This is a genomic window from Stenotrophomonas acidaminiphila (assembly GCF_001431595.1).
Taxonomy (GTDB): domain Bacteria; phylum Pseudomonadota; class Gammaproteobacteria; order Xanthomonadales; family Xanthomonadaceae; genus Stenotrophomonas; species Stenotrophomonas acidaminiphila.
Window position 1 is genome coordinate 1 of sequence record NZ_LDJO01000069.1, and the last position, 17,653, is coordinate 17,653.

Annotated in this window: 13 protein-coding genes and 1 riboswitch; of the genes, 3 read left to right on the forward strand and 10 right to left on the reverse strand. The window is 70.0% G+C overall.

Translation table 11 applies throughout. The features are described from left to right. Window positions 1-9: 9 nt before the first annotated feature. Genes ABB33_RS15570 through ABB33_RS19210 form a run of 9 tightly spaced genes read right to left on the reverse strand, consistent with a single transcriptional unit; the run spans window position 10 to window position 8,874 of the window. Window positions 10-1,446, reverse strand: a complete 1,437-nt coding sequence (locus tag ABB33_RS15570) for an AAA family ATPase (RefSeq protein WP_056932682.1) — start codon at window positions 1,444-1,446, stop codon at window positions 10-12. Next, a complete protein-coding gene (locus ABB33_RS15575; protein WP_056932683.1) occupies window positions 1,443-2,393 on the reverse strand; it encodes a tetratricopeptide repeat protein in 951 nt (316 codons plus the stop codon). Before ABB33_RS15575 ends, ABB33_RS15570 begins: the two co-directional genes overlap by 4 nt. Beyond that, entirely contained in the window at window positions 2,390-4,144 is a 1,755-nt protein-coding gene (mshL, locus tag ABB33_RS15580) for a pilus (MSHA type) biogenesis protein MshL (RefSeq protein ID WP_082394131.1), read from the reverse strand. Before mshL ends, ABB33_RS15575 begins: the two co-directional genes overlap by 4 nt. 54 nt (window positions 4,145-4,198) lie before the next feature. Further along, on the reverse strand, window positions 4,199-4,987 hold the full coding sequence (locus ABB33_RS15585; protein WP_056932684.1) for a type II secretion system protein: 789 nt from the start codon (window positions 4,985-4,987) through the stop codon (window positions 4,199-4,201). Between the two features lies 1 nt (window position 4,988). Beyond that, the gene (locus tag ABB33_RS15590) at window positions 4,989-5,597 is read right to left on the reverse strand and encodes a hypothetical protein (RefSeq protein WP_056932685.1); all 609 of its coding nucleotides are present in this window, start codon (window positions 5,595-5,597) and stop codon (window positions 4,989-4,991) included. Beyond that, window positions 5,594-6,112 (reverse strand): hypothetical protein, encoded by a 519-nt coding sequence (locus ABB33_RS15595; RefSeq protein ID WP_054667458.1) that lies wholly within the window; start codon window positions 6,110-6,112, stop codon window positions 5,594-5,596. Before ABB33_RS15595 ends, ABB33_RS15590 begins: the two co-directional genes overlap by 4 nt. Continuing rightward, entirely contained in the window at window positions 6,109-7,509 is a 1,401-nt protein-coding gene (locus ABB33_RS15600) for a hypothetical protein (protein ID WP_056932686.1), read from the reverse strand. The genes ABB33_RS15595 and ABB33_RS15600 overlap by 4 nt, the downstream gene beginning before the upstream one ends. Then, entirely contained in the window at window positions 7,506-8,045 is a 540-nt protein-coding gene (locus ABB33_RS15605; protein ID WP_054667455.1) for a hypothetical protein, read from the reverse strand. Before ABB33_RS15605 ends, ABB33_RS15600 begins: the two co-directional genes overlap by 4 nt. Window positions 8,046-8,049: 4 nt before the next feature. Beyond that, entirely contained in the window at window positions 8,050-8,874 is an 825-nt protein-coding gene (locus tag ABB33_RS19210) for a prepilin-type N-terminal cleavage/methylation domain-containing protein (RefSeq protein WP_056932687.1), read from the reverse strand. A 271-nt stretch (window positions 8,875-9,145) separates the two neighbouring features. Here ABB33_RS19210 and ggt point away from each other — a divergent pair, with 271 nt between their 5' ends. Then, window positions 9,146-10,849, forward strand: coding sequence for a gamma-glutamyltransferase (gene ggt / locus ABB33_RS15615; protein WP_056932688.1), 1,704 nt, complete (start codon window positions 9,146-9,148; stop codon window positions 10,847-10,849). 33 nt (window positions 10,850-10,882) lie between these two features. Here the strand turns inward: ggt and ABB33_RS15620 are convergent, their stop codons facing one another. Further along, window positions 10,883-12,457, reverse strand: a complete 1,575-nt coding sequence (locus ABB33_RS15620; protein ID WP_056932689.1) for a BCCT family transporter — start codon at window positions 12,455-12,457, stop codon at window positions 10,883-10,885. 244 nt (window positions 12,458-12,701) lie between these two features. Then, a riboswitch (TPP riboswitch) is annotated at window positions 12,702-12,803 on the forward strand. Window positions 12,804-12,905: 102 nt separating this feature from the next. On the opposite strand from ABB33_RS15620, the gene thiC reads away from it, so the two are divergent. Both thiC and ABB33_RS15630 read left to right on the forward strand, forming a co-directional pair. Continuing rightward, window positions 12,906-14,783: a phosphomethylpyrimidine synthase ThiC gene (gene thiC / locus ABB33_RS15625; RefSeq protein ID WP_056932690.1), complete on the forward strand. Its 1,878-nt coding sequence runs from the start codon at window positions 12,906-12,908 to the stop codon at window positions 14,781-14,783. 506 nt (window positions 14,784-15,289) lie between these two features. After that, on the forward strand, window positions 15,290-17,617 hold the full coding sequence (locus ABB33_RS15630; protein WP_056932691.1) for a winged helix-turn-helix domain-containing protein: 2,328 nt from the start codon (window positions 15,290-15,292) through the stop codon (window positions 17,615-17,617). Window positions 17,618-17,653: the final 36 nt, after the last annotated feature.

Consider the following 17,653-nt stretch of genomic DNA (forward strand, 5'->3'; position numbering starts at 1 on the left):
GGGGTGGGATCAACCGTTGCCATGGTGTTGCGTTTCCGGGGAAGTGGACGAGGTGGCGGCGGGGGCCGCCAGCAGGGTGTCGAACAGGAACAGGGTCGCCGGGTCGGGCGCGCCGCTGGCGGGCAGCCCGCTGCGTTGCTGGAAGTGCGCGATGGCCGCGCGCATCCGCGGCCCGTACAGGCCGTCGAGGGTGCCGGTGTACAGGCCTTCGGCATGCAGCAGCGCCTGCACCGCACGCACGCGCGCATGCTGGTCCTGCGCGGCAAGGAAATCCTCCGCGCGCAGCCGCGTGCGCCATCCCGCCTGCCAGCCGCCGGCCAGCTGGCGCAGGCACAGGCCGTCGCGCGTGGGCACCTGTGCCAGCCAGGTATCGGTGACCGCCTGCACCTGCACGTCGGCCTGGCCGAGGCGGCGCAGGCAGGCGTTCCAGTCGGCGTCATCGGCACGGGTGGACGGGCCGCTGGACTGCGCCGGCACGGGCGTGGGCGGCGTGTCCTCGGCGCGCGAGTCGGTGCCGCGCAGGGCCAGGAAAAGCACGGTGGCGGCGAGCGCCCCGGTGAGCGAGGCGGCGGTCGCCAGTGACGGCCTGGCACGCCGCAGGCGGCGGGCCAGGGGGTGGGCGCCGGCCTCGGCGGCGGCGGTGCGCACCAGTGCCGGATCGATCACCCGCGCATGCGCCGGCAACGCGTACAGGCCGTACAGGCAGCGGTCCATGATCTGGTGGATGCGCCGCGGGTTGCCGCCGCTGGCGCGGTGCAGCGCCTGCGCGGCATCGGCGCGCAGGCGGATGCCGGGGCTGGGGTTGCCGGCCGCATCCAGGCGGCAGTGCACGTAGCGCTGTACTTCGTCGGCGGCCAGGACGTCGAGCTGCACGTGCTTGCAGATGCGGCTGGTCAGCTGGCGGATGCCGGGTTGCTCCAGGTTGTCGCGCAGCTCCGGCTGCCCGGCCAGGACGATCTGCAGCAGCTTCTCCTGGCCGGTCTCCAGGTTGGTGAGCAGGCGCAGCAGCTCCAGGCTTTCCAGGGTCAGGTTCTGCGCGTCGTCGATCATCAGCACGCAGGTGACCTGCGCGCGCCATTGCTTGACCAGGAAGCGGTTGAGCGTGTCGATGTCCGCCGCCGGGGTGCCGCGCGCTTCCAGCCCGAAATCGCGCAGCACCGCGGCCAGCAGGTCCGGGCCCTGCAGGAAGGTGTTGAACACCAGCGAGGTGACCATGCCCTCGCCGCCGAGCGCGCCGAGCAGCCGGCGCAGGAAGGTGCTCTTGCCGGTGCCGATCTCGCCGGTCAGCAGCACGAATCCGGCGCGGGTGCGCAGGCAGTGCGCCGCTTCGACCCGCTCGGTCTCCAGCCGTGCGGTCTGGAACCACGCCGCCGCATCGGGCGTGGGTGGGAACGGCGCGCGTTCCAGTCCCAGCGTCTGCAGGTGGCGGGCGAGGGCCGGGTTCATGGCGCGGTGCTGCCCAGTTCGGCCAGCGCACGGGCGACCTGCGGCGAGCGCGGATGGCGCCCGGACAGCCGCACCAGCCGCGTGCGGGCGGCGTCGGCATCGCCGCGGCGGGCGTCGAGCAGGGCGATGTTGACGCCGGCATTGACGTCTTCGGGAACCCGCTCGGCGATCCTGCGGTACAGCGTTTCGGCCCGTGCGGTGTCGTTGCCGGCGTGCGCGACCCAGGCCTGCATGCGCAGCAGGGTCAGGCTTTCGGGCGCCAGCAGGCCATCCAGCCGCGCCAGCGCCTGGCGGGCGTTGGCCAGGTCGCCGCCGGCCATTGCGCGCTCGACGTCGGCCACGGCCTGTTCCACCGCGCGGCCGTCACGGCCACCATCGGCGGGTGCCGCGCCGTTGCGGCGTTCGACCTCGATGCGGATGGCGGGCGCGGTGCCTTCGCTGGCTGTGGCCATCGGCTGCGGCGCGGTGCGGGCGGGGGCCGGAGTGGCGGCGACCGGCACAGCAGCAACCGCCGTGCTGGCGGCGTGGGTGTCGGCCACGGGCGGTTCCTGCACGGCGATGGCGGGCGGCGCGGGATCCGGCGATTGCGCCGGCCGCGGCACCGCGGCACTCGCCGTTGCCGGCGCCGCGGCGGGTGCGTGGATCACGTCCGGCATGGAGGGCGGCGGCGCGCTGGCCGTCGTGGGAAGCGTGACGACGGGCGCGGTGGCGGGCAGTGCCGGGGCGGGCGCCTCGGCGGCGTGCGCCGGCGGTGCGCTGGTACCGCGTCCGCCGAGCCCAAGCAGCACCGCACCGGCCAGTACGAAGCCGCCCAGGCCGGCCGCCGCGAACAGCGCGGTGCCGCGCGCGCGCGGCGACTGCCGTGCCCACCAGGACGCGCGGGGCGCCGGGCGCACCGGCAGCGCCGGCCCGTCCTGTTCCCGCAGCGCGTCGTGGATCAGGCTCATATCACCTTCACCCGCAGCACCAGCACCAGTTCGCGGGTGCTCTGCTGCTTGGCGCGCGAGCCGAACAGCTTGCCGAAGGCCGGCACGTCGGACAGGCCGGGGATGCCGCTGTCGTTGAGGTTGGCTTTCTGGTCGATCAGGCCGCCGAGCAGCACGGTGTCGCCATCGCGCAGGTTGAGCGTGGTGGTGATGCCCTTGACGTTGACCACCGGCAGGGTGACGGCGTTGCCGTTGGGGAACTTCTGCAGTTCCAGGCTGCCGGGCACCACCTCGGTCTGCATCGGGTGCACCAGCAGTTCGACGCCGCCGTTGTCGTGCACGACCGGGGCCACGCCGATCACCACGCCGGAGAACAGCGAATCGGTCTGGATGTCGGTGGACTGGTTGTAGGCGCTGCCGCCACCGGTGTTGGAGAAGTTGCTGGTGGACTTGGTGACGTAGCGGATGTTGGAGCCCACGCTCAGGTAGGCCGGGCTGCCGTTGCGCACGCGCACGCTGGGGTTGGACAGCACCTTGACGTTGCCGAAGGTGCGCAGCGCGTTGAGCGCGGCCGAAAAGGTGTCCGTCAGGTAGCTGATGCCCAGCCCGCGCCCGGCCACCGAGCCCAGCGTCTGGTTGGGGAAGATGATGTTGCGGGCCTGGTCGCCATAGCGGCCATAGCGCTGGTACGGCAGCAGGTTGGGGTTTTCCGGGATGCCGAGGTCGGGATTGGCGGGCGTGCCGGGCATCGGCGCGATGGTGGCCGGGCTGTCGCCGTAGATGCCGGCAACGCGGTTGCGCAGCAGGTTCCAGTCCACGCCGTACTGGAAGTTGTCGTTGAGCGACACGTCCAGGATCTGCGCTTCGACCAGGACCTGGCGGCGCATCTTGCTGGTGGTGTGGCCGACCAGCTCCTCCACCGCGCGGATCTGCGACGGGCGGGCGCGGACGAACAGCGTGCCGGAGCTGGGATCCAGGCTGTAGCGGCTCTTTTCCGGCGCCGGCGGCGCATCCGGTCCGCCGGCGGTGGTGGCCTGTTCGTCGCTGCCCAGGATCACCTTGATCGCGGCGTCCAGCTGCTTGTAGGGGTCGTTGTCCTTGCCGACGCTGCCGCTCATGGTGAGCGTGCCGCGCAGCGACTGGCCGCCGCCGCCGGCACTCTGGATGCCAGCACCGAACACGTCGCCGCCGGTGGACAGGTCGAAGGAGGTGCTGGAGTTGAGCAGGTCGACGTTGAAGATGCGTTCGCGCATCTGCCCCACCACCAGCGCGCCGCCGCGGATCTCGCCGTGCAGGTCGAACGCGTCGAGGATGTGGTTGTAGACCTCGCGTGCGCTGACGTTGCGCAGGTGCAGGCTGGTGCGCTGGCGCTGCTCCAGCACCTGCGGGTCGACGATCAGGTTCATCTTCAGCTCGTCGGCCAGCGCCCACAGCAGCTGGCCGACGTCGGCGTTGAACATGCTGATGCTGACCACGGTGTTTTCCAGCGGGTCGTAGGCCGGCGCCACCGGCGCGACGGCGTCGGCCTGCTGCTGCAGGCGCTGCTCGACCTGTTCGCGCATGCGGTCCTGCTGGCTGGCGAGCTTCCTGGATTCCTCGACGATGGCGTTGCCGCTGCGCTCCAGCGCCTTGTACTCGGTCGGCGGGAGCTCCTGGACGCTGCGTGGCGGCATGTTGCTGCAGGCGGTCAGCGCCAACGCGCCGATCGCGCTGACGAGCGTTCTGACCGTGGGGCGGCGTGGGACGCGGGCGGTGCGGGCGTTGGGATTCATCGGTTCTGTACCTTGGAAGGATGCGGTGGAAGGCAGAGGGAAGGGCATCGGCGGTCAGCGCGTGGTGGCCATCAGCCAGCCGAGCAGGGCGGTGGCGCTTTCGGCGACGACGAGATCGTCGTAGCGCTCATCGCCGGGGTAGTCGGGAGGGGTGACGCAGGTGCCGTTGCCCTGGGCGAAAGCGCGGTTGTTGGCGCCATCGAAAGCGGCATCGCCACTGCCGCCGTCGCGCGCGCCGACCGGGGCCACCAGCACGAAGGCGGGGTTGACCATGCGCGTGCCGGTACCACCGCCGGCGCACTGCGTGGGCGTGCCGCCACTGATGTAGTGCGGCTGGCTGGGCAGCGGGGCGATGGTGTTGGCGGCGACGATGCGCGACAGCGCCGAGCCGAAGCCGCCGGCGTACTCCAGGTCGGGCTGGTCGGCCGATTCGCGTACCGGTACCACCAGGTCGGTGCTGGCGGTCCCGCGATGCACGCCATAACGCAGGCGTTCGCCGCGTACCGGAACGTCCAGCCCGAGGCTGGCATAGGGCAGCCAGCCGACATTGCCGTTGGCGCTGCAGGTGCCGTTGCTGCCCTCGAAGCCGGTGTCGCCGGTGCTCGACTGGTCGGGGCAGGGCAGCCGCTTGTTGCGCAGCGCGAAGGCGTGCAGCGCCTGCCGTGCGGTCTCCGCATGGGCGCGGGCGGCATTGTGGCGGCGTGCCTGGCCGAGATTGTCGAAGGCTGACAGCGCGGTCATGGTCAGCAGCCCGAGCACGCTGACGACCACCGCAAGCTCCACCAGCGAAAAGCCGCTGCGGGTGCCGGGGCCGAGCCGTGCGGGGCGGTGGCGTGGCTGCATGTCACTGCGCCCGGCCCGGTGCCGCGGGCAGGTTGGCCGGCGCCACGTCGTAGCGCAGCTGGCCCTGCATCTGCTGCAGTTCGGCCAGGATGGCGGCATTGCGCTGGCGCTGCGCCGGGCTGTCCGGCTTCTGCGTGGACTCGGCCAGCTCCACGGCCAGGGCCTGCGCGCGCTTGGCGATCAGCAGGTTGTTGCGCAGTGCGTCCAGGCGCACGTCCGCGGGCGCCTTGCCGGATTTCTCCAGCTGGTCGAGCTGGGCCAGCAGGTCGTCGGCCATGCGCATGTTGTTGCCGGATTTCAGGCGGATGTCGGCCAGCGAGCGGTGGATGTCCGTGGCCGTGGCGGCGGCAGGCGGCGACGCGGTGGCCGCGGCGCGTTGTATGGCGGTGCCGGCGGCCGCGGGTTCTTCGGCCTGCATCCACGGCGGCGTGTCCGCACCCGCTTGCGCGGCCTGCGGTTCGGCGGCGGCCGGTTGGGCTTGTGCCGCGGCCGCCACCGGGGCGGCGGGCGCGGCGTCGCCGCCAAAATGCCGCACCGCCAGGATCGCCAGGGTGCCGCCGGCGATCAGGCCTGCACCCCACAGCAGGGGCTTCCTGTAGCGGGCGTTCATCGACGTTCCCCCGTGCCGTTGCCATAGGGCGAGGGCACCGGCAGCGTGGCCAGCTCGCCGGCGGCGTTGCGGATGCGCACCCAGTCCGGGCCGATGGCGTCCACGCGCGCACCGCTGGCCAGCCGCGAGCCGCGCTGCACGCGCTGGCCGTCGATGACCGCACTGGGGCGGCCATTGGTGATCAGCACCAGCGAGACGGCGTGCGCGACGGCCGTTTCCGCACCGCCAGCGAGGGCGGACGACGGGCCGCCTTCGCTGGCGGGCGGCGTGGCCAGCGGCAGGGCCAGCAGGGGCTGGCCGTCGCCGATGGGGGCGCTGCGGCGCAGCCGTTCGACCTGCGCCTGCATCTTCTGGTTGTGGGCGATGGCGCCGCGCAGTTCCACCATGGCGGCGGTTTCGTCGGCATCGTTGCCCAGCTGCAGCACGGCGGGCTTGACCACGACCATCGTCGCCAGCCAGCCGGTGACCGCCAGCCAGACCACGAGCGCGAAGGCGGCGATGAACTTGATCTTCATGGACGGACCTCTGCCGCCGGAACCGACGGGCGCTTGAGCAGGTAGGAGAAGAAGCCGCCGGCCGAACGGGTGTTCATGCCACCGCCCTGCGGGTCGACGGGCTGCGGGTCGAACCCGGCCCGGCGCAGGCCTTCGACGAAGGCCGGGACCTGCATTCCCGGCGTGCCGCGCCAGGGATCGGCCACGCCGTCCACGCGCAGCGTGTAGTCGCCCGGCGGCGGGGTGGGTGCGGCCGGCATGCCGGGATTGCGCGGTGCGGCTGGCGGCTCTTCCAGCTTCACCCGCAGGATGCGCACCTGCCCGGCGGCGGCATCGCGCACCTGGGCCAGGCTGGCGCTGGGATCGGCGCCGTCATGCAGGCGCGTGGCGCGTTCGATGAACGCCTGCACGCTGGCGAAGCCCTCGGGCATGGCCTGCTGCGCCTGCATCGCGGCGATGCGTTGCTCGATCGCCTCGATCTCGGTCCCCACCTGGTCGGCACGGGCGCTGGCCTCGCTGCCGGTCAGCGCCCAGCGGGCGCCCAGCGCGGCGAGGATCAGGGTGAACACCAGCGACGCGGCGCTGGCTATCGGCAACAGCGACTCGGCGCTCCAGGCCAGGCGGCTGGATGCCGGGTTGATGGCGATGCCCGGCCGGGCCTGGGACTGGATCCAGCCGATGCCGCTGCGGTATTCGTTGCCATGCTCGTCGCGCACCACGCGCAGCGGCACGCTGTCGACCCGCAGGCCGCTGCGCACGGCAAAGACCTCGCGCAGTGCGTCGTCGCTCCAAGGCTGGCCTTCGTCCGGGCGCGGCACCAGTACCGGGCACCATTGCAGGGCCAGCGGCTCCAGGCTGTCCTCGCCGTTGCCGAGGTCCTCGGCGAACTGCTCGGCGAGCGCGCCGACGGTCATCGCCATGTCCGACGGGTCTTCGCTGTAGGCCAGCGCGGTGCGGTAGATCATGTCGTGCTTGAGCACGGCCAGCACGCTGACCTGGCGACCGGACTGCAGTACCAGCCCCACGCCCGGCTTGAGCGACTTGAACAGCAGCGAGGTGAAGGGAATCAGCAGGCAATGGTCCGGCTGCGCCTCGGCCCAGGCATACGTCTGCTGCCACAGGTCCAGCGGGACCGCGGTGAACAGGGTCTGGTAGCCGGCGCCGATGCTGCGCGTGCGGTGGATCAGGATCTTGCTTTCGCCGTCGATCATGCCGTCCGAACGCAGCCGTCGTTCGATCAGGGCCACCGCATGCGCGGGGCTGCCTTCGAGCGAAATGACGTTGCTGACCGCATTCTCGAAATCACTGACCACCACCGCAGCGCCGGCCAGCCGCGGGCGGCCCTCGCTGCGGGTGACGGTGGCGCCGTCGAACAGCAGCCAGTGGCCCTGTTGCTGGATGACGTGGAGCAGGCTCATGGCAGGGGATTCCCGTGGGTGCCGGCGTCGTCGGCGGTCTGGAACAGCAGGCTGCCGCGCAGGGTCAGCGACAGCGGCGCGGGCCGGCGGTCGAGGCTGCCGGGCGGGTCGAACAGCCCCTCGTCCGGATGGGTGACGGCGATCTCGAAGGATTCGGCGCCGAACAGGTGGTCGGGCGAGCGCTGCACGGTGGCCAGCAGCGGCAGCGCTTCCTCGCGGTGCATCTGGCTCTGGCGCAGGTTGATCAGGCGTTCGCCCCATGCGCCCGGCACCAGGCCGTTGGCCTGGGCGCTGGCCAGCAGCTGGCGCGCGGAGTTGGCGTGCTCCACGCGCAGCCGCGTCTCCTGTTCGCGCACCTTGGCCTCGGACAACAACTGGTTGCGGTCGCCCAGGCGCTGGTAGGCGTCGGCCAGGGCCGAGCGTTCCTTGATGAACCACACCGCCGCCACCACCAGCGAAGCCAGGGTGGCGGCGAACAGCAGCAGCGAGGTGCGGCGCGAGTGGCGCAGGCGTGCGAGCAGGGAGGGCCGGCGCATCGGCTTACTGGTTCATCTTGTAGCTGGCGACGACGGTCATGACCTGGTCGTCGTCGCTGCCGGTGCCGAAGGTCTGGCCGTCGGTGACGGCCGAGGACATCGAACCGGTGTTGTTGCCGCCCCATTCGGCGCCGATGGCGTTGGCCGAGGTCGCGCCGCCGGATGCGGTGGCGGTACGGGCCTGGATGCCGACCTGGCGGAAGGCGCCGTTGCTGGCGTCGGGCTTGCCGTCGATCATCTGGTCCAGCGCGCGCGCCAGGTCCGGGGTCAGCCCGGTGATGATCATCGAGTTGCCCGAGCCCCACAGCGTGCCGGGCCGGTTCCAGCCGAAGCACACGCGGATTTCCTGCGGGTTGCCGTTGGTGTCCAGGTAGGCGTAGCGGTCTTCCTTGCCCTCGCCGCGGCCCGGCGGCAGGGTGATGCCGGCCTTGCGCACCAGGTCGCGCAGGTCGAAGCCGGTGTCGCCCTCGCGGGTGCGGGTCAGGCCGTTGCTGGTCGGCAGCGCATCGGTGCCGGAGCAGATCAGCGCCGGTTCGGTGGCGTTCTGGCTCATGTCGCCGCCGGAGAAGCCGGTGAAGTGGCTACCATTGACCATCAGCTGCGGCGCGGACTGGTTGTCGCCGATCGGCGCGCCGTAGCGCTGGTGGTAGCTGTTGTAGGTGACCACCCACTGGTCGACGAACTTCTGCTTGATGCGGGTGTACTCGGCGTTGCGCTGCACGTCGCGGCCGATCATGACCGCGCCGATGATCACGCCGATGATGACCAGCACCACGGCCATCTCGACGAGGGTGAAGCCGCCCTGGCGGCGCTGGGAAGACATTTGCATTGGATTGCCCCTTTGATGGAAACCTGCGCTGCCCACCGGTGCAGCGGGCACCGGCAGGCGTGTGTTGTTTCGGGGCAACGTGATAGGGCACGGACGTAAGAGGAACGTAAGAGCACCGCGCCGGTCATCCTGCGTGCAGCGGCGGATGCTGTACCCGCGCCGCGCGGGGCGCGATGCCTGGATGTGGACACGGTGGCGTATGGGGTGGCACATGCGCAGGCAGCGGTGGCCCGGTTATCGTCGGCATCCGTCCTGGTTGCCGGTTCCGCCGATGAAACGCCTGCCGCTGTTGCTGCTGTCCTGTCTTGCCATTCCTGCCCTGCATGCCGCCGACCGCATCACCGGGCCGGGCTTTGCCACCCGTTCGGAAGTGATCGCGCCGCATGCGATGGCCGCGACTTCGCAGCCACTGGCCACGCAGATCGCGCTGGACGTGATGAAATCCGGCGGCTCGGCGGTGGACGCGGCGATCGCCGCGAACGCCGCGCTCGGCCTGATGGAGCCGACCGGCAACGGCATCGGTGGCGACCTGTTCGCCATCGTGTGGGACCCGAAGACGCAGAAGCTGCATGGCTACAACGGCTCGGGCCGCTCGCCGAAGTCGCTCACCCTGGCCGAGTTCCAGCGCCGCGGGCTCAAGGAGATCCCGGCCACCGGGCCGCTGCCGGTGTCGGTGCCGGGTGCGGTCGATGGCTGGTTCGCGCTGCACGCGCGCTTCGGGCGCAAACCAATGGCCGACAACCTGGCTCCGGCGATCCGCTATGCGCGCGACGGCCACCCGGTGGCCGAGGTGATCGCGTACTACTGGGACCGCTCGGTGCCGCGCCTGTCGCAGTACCCCGGCTTCAAGGAACAGTTCACCGTCGACGGCCGGGCGCCGCGCAAGGGCGAGCTGTGGCGCAACCCTAACCTTGCCGACACCCTGCAGAAGATCGCCGACGGCGGCCGCGACGCGTTCTACAAGGGCGACATCGCCCGCACCATCGACGCCTATTTCAAGGCCAACGGCGGTTTCCTTTCCTATGAGGACATGGCCGGCCACCATGGCGAATGGGTCGAGCCGGTAAGCAGCAATTACCGCGGCTACGACGTGTGGGAACTGCCGCCCAACAGCCAGGGCATCGCCGCGCTGCAGATCCTCAACATCCTGGAAGGCTACGACTTCACGAAGATCCCGTTCGGCTCGCCCGAGCACGTGCACCTGTTCGTCGAGGCAAAGAAGCTGGCCTTCGCCGATCGCGCGCGCTTCTACGCCGATCCGGCATTCTCGCCGGCGCCGGTACAGCGGCTGGTGTCCAAGGACTATGCCGCCCGGCGGCGCGCGCTGATCTCAATGGACTCGGCGCTGAAGGAAGCGCAGCCGGGTACGCCGAAGCAACTGGAGGAGGGCGACACCATCTACATGACCGTGGCCGATGCCGACGGCATGATGGTCTCGCTGATCCAGTCCAACTACCGCGGCATGGGCAGCGGCATGGCGCCGCCGGGGCTGGGCTTCATCCTGCAGGACCGCGGCGAGATGTTCGTGCTGCAGGACAACCATCCCAACGGCTATGCGCCGGGCAAGCGTCCGTTCCAGACCATCATCCCGGCCTTCATCACCCGCGACGGCAAGCCGTTCGCCAGCTTCGGCGTGATGGGCGGGGCGATGCAGCCGCAGGGCCATGCGCAGATCGTGATGAACCTGGTGGACTTCGGCATGAACCTGCAGGAAGCCGGCGACGCGCCGCGCATCCAGCACGAGGGTTCCACCGAGCCGACCGGGCAGGGCACGGCGATGCGCGATGGCGGCGAGGTCAACCTGGAGACCGGGTTCCCCTACGAGACCATCCGCGCGCTGATGCGCAAGGGCCACCGCGTGGTGTTCGCCGATGGCCCGTACGGCGGCTACCAGGCGATCATGCGCGACCCGATGACCGGCGTGTACTACGGTGCGTCGGAAAGCCGCAAGGACGGCCAGGCGGCGGGCTACTGAGGCGCCCGCCGCGCGCGTCGCCGGGGCAGGGCGTCAGTCGCGCTCCGGTGCCCGCGCCGCGGTGCGGGCGTCGTCCTGCGCGGCCATCTCGCGTTCGATCCAGGCCTGCACCGCATGCCGCGCGCGCTGCGCGCGGCGCCGCTCGAGCTGGTATTCCAGGTCCAGCACGCGGTACAGGCAGACCATCACCACCACCATCAGCAGCGCGAACGGCAGGGCGGCAATCGTGATCATGCCCTGCAGCGCGTCCAGCCCGCCGGCCAGCAGCAGGACCGCGGCGATCAGCGCCACGGCCACGCCCCATACCGCCTTGCGCGCCGGCGGCGGGTCGCCGGCCTCGTCGGTGGACATGCTGGCCAGCACCAGCACCGCTGAATCGGCCGAGGTGACGAAGAAGATCACCAGCAGCACCAGTGCCACCGCCGACAACAGCACGCCGCCGGGCAGGCTGTCGAACAGCGCGAACAGTACCGTCTCGTAGCCGTTGCCCAGCGCCTGCAGCAGGTCGGCATGGCCGGTGAGCTGCGCCCAAAGCGCGCTGCCGCCGAACACCGAGAACCACAGGAAGCCGAGCAGTGTCGGCGCCAGCACCACGCCGACCACGAACTCGCGCACGCTGCGCCCACGCGACACGCGGGCGATGAACGCGCCCACGAACGGCGCCCAGGCGATCCACCAGGCCCAGTAGAAGATCGTCCAGTCGGCCACCCAGGTGCTGCCGGAGAACGGCGACATGCGCAGGCTCATCGTCACCAGCTGGTTGAGGTAGGCGCCGAGCGTGGTGGTGAAGGTGTCGAAGATGAAGCCGCTCGGGCCCAGTACCAGCACCGCGGCCAGCAGCAGTGCCGCCAGCAGCAGGTTGCAGTTGGACAACCACTTGATGCCGCGGTCCACGCCGCTCAGGGTCGAGGCCATGTACAGCACGAATGCGGTGGCGATGATGACCAGCTGCACGGTAACGCTGGCGGTGATGCCGAACACGCGCTGCACGCCGGCGGCGATCTGGATGGTGCCGAAGCCCAGCGTGGTGGCCACGCCGATCGCGGTGGCCACGACCGCGGCGATGTTGACCGCGTGGCCGATGGCGCCGCGGTGATGGCGGCCGATCAGCGGCTGCAGCATGTCGCTGACCAGGCCGCGGCCGTTGCGATTGTACTGGAACCAGGCCATCGCCAGCCCGATCAGCGCGTAGATCGCCCATGGGTGCAGGCCCCAGTGGAAGAATGCGTAGCGCATCGCCGCACGCGCCGCGTCCACGCTCTGCGGCGCCAGCCCCTCGGGCGGCGTGGCGAAATGCGAGATCGGCTCGGCCGCGCCCCAGAACACCAGGCCGATGCCCATGCCGGTGGCGAACAGCATCGCCAGCCAGCTGGCGCGGGAGAAGTCCGGTTCGGCGTCCTCGCCACCGATGCGCAGGTTGCCGAAGCGGCCGAACGCCAGATACAGCAGGAAGCTCAACGTCAGGAACACGATCAGCAGGTACAGCCAGCCGACGCTGCGCACGACCTCGGCCAGCGCGGCCTGCACCACGTCGTTGAACGGGCCGGGGGCGATGCCGGCCAGCAGCACCAGTACGGCGACCAGCGCGATGGAAACACGAAACACCATGGAGGAGCTTCTCCGATCTGGGGATGGGGGAGCGAGCCAGGGCTTGCAACGGAACCGGCCACGAACAGGCGCGGAAGAGGCGGTGCCGGCACGGCGGCACGGGGCCGCATGAATGCGGCGGCGGCGCATCCTACTGAATGCGATGTCACGATTCCGTTAGTGGCCCCGGCCCGCCGCGCCGGAACGGGCATGGCCACGCATCGGCCGCGTTTTCCACCCATGTGGCCGCTTCATGTTCTAATGCCGCCCGAAGCGGGGGTACCGCGGCCATGTCGCCACGGTTGAGACAGTCCCTTGGAACCTGATCCGGTTGATACCGGCGTAGGGAAGCTTCGCATTGCCCCGTCGCGTGGACGCCTGCCCAAGGTGCGTCCATGGGCCGGCGGCAATGCGCCTCCGCTTCGTCCGGCCCGTGCATCCGCGCGGGCCTCCAACAGGACGACGCCCGATGAATGCACCGCTTTCCGCCCTGCAGCAGCAGGCACAGCAACTATCCGGATCGGTCACGCAGCCGATCCCCGGCTCACGCAAGATCCACGTGCCCGGCACGCGCCCGGACCTGCGTGTGCCGATGCGCGAGATCGTGCTGACCCGCACGCCCACCCTGTTCGGCGGCGAGCACAACCCGCCGGTCACCGTGTACGACACGTCCGGCCCGTACACCGATCCGGACGTGCGGATCGACCTGTGCGCCGGCCTGCCGGCGCTGCGCAGCGCATGGATCGAGGAGCGCGGCGACAGCGAATGCGTGGAGCAGCTCGGTTCGGCGTTCGGCCGTGGCCGCGAGCGTGATCCGGCGCTCGACGCGGTGCGCTTTCCCGCGCGCAGCCTGCCGCGCCGTGCGCGCGCCGGCGCCAACGTCACCCAGATGCACTACGCGCGTCGCGGCATCATCACCCCGGAGATGGAGTTCGTCGCGATCCGCGAGAACCAGCGGCTGGAGGCGGTGCACGAAGCGCATCTGCTGAAGCAGCACCCGGGCGAGCACTTCGGCGCCGCCATTCCGCCCCGCATCACCCCCGAGTTCGTGCGCGACGAAATCGCCCGCGGCCGCGCGATCCTGCCCTGCAACATCAACCACCCGGAAAGCGAGCCGATGATCATCGGTCGCAACTTCCTCACCAAGATCAACGCCAACATCGGCAACAGCGCGGTGTCCTCGGGCATCGCCGGGGAGGTGGAGAAGCTGGTGTGGGCGATCCGCTGGGGCGGCGACACGGTGATGGACCTGTCCACCGGCAGACACATCCATGAAACCCGCGAGTGGATCATCCGCAACTCGCCGGTGCCGATCGGCACGGTGCCGATCTACCAGGCGCTGGAGAAGGTCGATGGCCGCGCCGAGGAACTGACCTGGGAGATCTTCCGCGACACCCTGATCGAGCAGGCCGAGCAGGGCGTGGACTACTTCACGATCCACGCCGGCGTGCTGCTGCGCTACGTGCCGCTGACCGCGAAGCGCACCACCGGCATTGTTTCGCGCGGCGGCTCGATCATGGCCAAGTGGTGCCTGGCGCACCACAAGGAGAACTTCCTCTACACCCATTTCGAGGATATCTGCGAAATCATGAAGGCCTATGACGTGGCCTTCTCGCTGGGCGATGGCCTGCGCCCCGGGTGCATCGCCGATGCCAACGACGCGGCGCAGTTCGGCGAGCTGGAAACGCTGGGCGAACTGACCAGGGTCGCCTGGAAGCACGACGTGCAGACCATGATCGAAGGCCCCGGCCACGTGCCGATGCAGCTGATCAGGGAAAACATGGACAAGCAGCTGCGCGAGTGCGGCGAGGCGCCGTTCTACACCCTCGGCCCGCTGACCACCGACATCGCACCGGGCTACGACCACATCACCAGCGCGATCGGTGCGGCGATGATCGGCTGGTACGGCACCGCGATGCTCTGCTACGTCACGCCGAAGGAACACCTCGGACTGCCGAACCGCCAGGATGTGCGCGATGGGATCATGGCCTACAAGATCGCCGCGCATGCGGCCGACCTGGCCAAGGGCCACCCCGGTGCCCAGGTCCGCGACAACGCGCTGTCCAAGGCCCGCTTCGAATTCCGCTGGCAGGACCAGTTCCACCTCGGCCTGGATCCGGAAAAGGCACAGGAGTTCCATGACGAGACCCTGCCCAAGGACGCGCACAAGCTCGCCCATTTCTGCTCGATGTGCGGTCCGCACTTCTGCTCGATGAAGATCACCCAGGACGTGCGCGACTACGCGGCCGAGCACGGACTGGATGACACCCGGGCGCTCGAGGCGGGAATGGAGGAGATGTCCAAGGCGTTCCGCGACCAGGGCGCGCAGGTGTACCGCGTCGAGTGAGGATGCGCCGGGCACGGCACATGCATGCCGCGTTGCCCGGGTGCAGGCACGTTGTCCAGCGACGACGTGCCTGCATCACGTGCCTGTCGCGGGTCGCGCCGTGAACGCCTCTTTAGGTTTTCTTCAGCTAGTTGAATCGCGTACGCCGACGGCGATCGCGTGGAGATGGCGTGGCGATGCGTCGATGGCCGCATACGCTGCGATCCCATGGGTTTGCGGCGTGTCGACCCTGGGCCCGTGCTGGCCAAAGGATGAACGGAAGATAAAAAAACGCGCCCGGGGGGCGCGAATTCTGAAGCGGATTATGTGCGTTGCGTCGGCGAGAGAGGGCCTGATGTCGTCCCGCGTGGGTACACGGGTAACTGCCATAGGCTAATATCCGCGCGCCTTGAAACATTTGCTCATAGCGTTGACGCCATTTGCGGAATTTGGCGGTTCACTGGCGGCATCACCACCAGGGGGCGGGCACAGGACGATGCCCTCCAGCGATTTACTCCCTGACCGGCATGGAACCCATCGACAGCGATCTTTCCAACACTGAACGCCTGCATATCGGCGATTGCCTGATCGTCCTGCCGTCGCGCGAGGTGCATGCGCCCGGTGCCCGTCGCAGCGTGCGGCTCACCCCCAAGGCGATCGGCGTGCTGCTGGTGTTGGCGCGCGGTGCCGGCAATGTGGTGACCCGCGACGAGCTGTTCGCCCAGGTATGGCCCGATACCCTGCCGACCAACGACGTACTGACCCAGGCGGTGACCCAGCTGCGCAAGGCGTTGTCTGCCGGCGGTGCGTTCCCGCAGGGACAGGAGTACATCGAGACGATCGCCAAGACCGGCTATCGCCTGCGCGCCCCTGTGGCATGGGAACCGGAGGATGAGCGGGAAGCGTCGGCGGTCGGTGCGCAGGCGCAGGAACCTGGCGGAAGCGCGGTGGCTGCGGCCGGGCCTGCGCCGGTCGTTGAGTTCTCCAGCGCCGCGGCACCTCCGCGCAGCGGATTCTGGCGCCGGGCACGCCGCAGGCTGCTGCTGGCGGCGGGGCTGCTGTTGCTGTTCAGTTCGCTGACGATGGCCTGGTTGCTGTGGCAGCGCCCGGCGCCCGAGAGTGCGCTGGACGCGGCCACGGCCGACGGCACCGGCGTGGTCGGCAGTCCGCAGCGGCCCTACCGCCTGATCACCGCAAGACAGGGGTTCGGGACGTTCCCGGCGTTGTCGCCCGACGGCGCACTGGTGGCGTTTGCCGACGAAAGCGATGGGGGCTCCACGCTCAAGGTGCAGAGTACCGGCAGCACTACCTCGGCGACGCTGGTGAAGGCACCCGCCGGGGCCAAGGACAGGTTCCCGGCATGGTCGCCGGACGGGCGCGAGATCGCGTTCGCACGTTTTCGTGCCGATGGCAGCTGCGAGGTCCTGGTGGTCGGCGCCACCGGCGGCAGTGCGCGCCGCGCCACCGCGTGCGATGGCGCCGAGATGCTGAGCTTCAGCTGGATGCCCGACGGGCGCGGATTGGTGTTCGGCTCGATGACCGGCCGCCATGGCGCACCCGGCATCCGCACCCTCGAACTGGCGACCGGGCGCTGGACGGCGCTGGATTACGAACGCGGCGAGGGCGATTTCGACTATGCACCGCGCTATTCGCCCAGCGGCCACCAGCTTGGATTCATCCGTAACCCGCAGGTGGGCGGGGTGTGGGTGATGGCCGCCGACGGCGGCGGTGCCCGCCGCATCACCAGCGGCAGTGCGGAGATGCGTGGCTGGGCCTGGCTGGACGAGCACGCCATCGTGTTCGGACGGCGGATCGACAGCGAGTCCCGGCTGTACCAGGTGGACCTGCGTTCGGGCCTGTTGAAGGACCTGGGCGTGGACGATGCGCAGAGCCCGAGCGTGGCCGGCATGGGCAAGCTGCTTGCCTTCGTGCACCGCGCACCGCAGTTCGGCCTGTTCCGGGTACCGCTCGATCATCCCGAGCGCAAGGAGCGGCTGTTCGCGTCGATGGGGCGCGATGCGCAGCCGATGATCGCACCCGATGGCCAGCAACTGGTGTTCACCTCCAACCGCTCCGGCGCATTCGCGCTGTGGTGGGCACGCCTGGGGCAGCCCGATTCGCTGCGCCCTGTGGAGGGCTTTCGCCCTGAAGCACGTCAGTCGCCGGACTGGTTGGCCGACAGCCAGCAGGTGCTGGTCAGCGGGCGCGATGATGATGGGCGACCGGGCATCTACGAGGTGGCGCCCGAGCAGGGGCAGTGGAAGCGCCTGCCGGTTCCCGTCGGCGAACCGTTGCAGGCCGTCTATGGCCCCACTGCCAACCTGGTCTTCGTGATCGGCAGCGAGGATGACGGGCTGGTCACGCTGTCGTTGTTCGACCGTGGCGGCGACCGCTGGCGGCGCCTTGCGCAGGTGCCCGGTGCGTCGCAGGTGCGCTACGACCGCGCCACGCAGCGGGTGTTGTTCACCCGGCTGGCGGAGGGCGGCCTGTGGTCGGCCGATGCCGCCCTCTCGCAGGCCAGCTTTCGTGAGCTCAGCGGGGAAGTGCCGACCCGCTGGCGCTTCCGCACCTGGGCCCTCGGTGCCGAGGGCGCGGTGGCCTATCTGCGCCAGGACGGCGGCTGCGCGGTGCAGCTGAGCCGGCTCGACCAGTCGCAGCCGTCACGCTGTCTGGAGGCGTGGGCAGCCAGCGCCACCAATGGCTTCAGCGTAGCTCCCGATGGTGATGCGGTGTATGTGGCGCTGGCGGTTTCCGATGGCACCGACATCGGCATCATGCCGGTGCCGGAGAGCGCTTCGCGGCCATCGCTCGGCGTGCTCAAGTGGTTGCCGGTATTGGGAAAACCGGATTCGTGATTTCTTCGTCCGCGGTTCCGGAAGAATTCGGAAGGT